Origin of the sequence: Paraburkholderia sp. SIMBA_027 (assembly GCF_046535315.1) — a bacterium.
Classification (GTDB): Bacteria; Pseudomonadota; Gammaproteobacteria; order Burkholderiales; family Burkholderiaceae; genus Paraburkholderia; species Paraburkholderia tropica.
In genome coordinates this window covers 1-234 of sequence record NZ_JAWRWY010001642.1, presented here as the reverse complement: position 1 = coordinate 234, position 234 = coordinate 1, and the positions used below count along the sequence as shown (strand labels likewise).

1 protein-coding gene is annotated in these 234 nt (G+C 61.5%); it reads left to right on the top strand.

Annotation, left to right across the window (positions count from 1 at the left end; translation table 11 throughout):
• The coding region (locus tag SB764_RS44750) for an AsmA family protein (RefSeq protein WP_410867403.1) at nt 1-234 on the top strand (234 nt) is incomplete at both ends.

The following is a 234-nucleotide window of genomic DNA, read 5'->3' as shown; positions in this document are numbered from 1 at the left end:
GGTAGTGGTCCTGGCATTCTTTGACTGGAACCGCATCAAGCCGCCCCTCAATGCCAAAGTCTCCGAAGAACTGCATCGCCCGTTCGCCATCAACGGCAACCTCGCGGTGGTGTGGCAGCGTGAGCCCGATGAAGGTGGTTGGCGCGCCTGGGTACCGTGGCCGCATGTGATCGCCGAAGACCTGACCCTGGGCAACCCCGACTGGTCGAAAAAGCCGCAGATGGTCACGCTCAA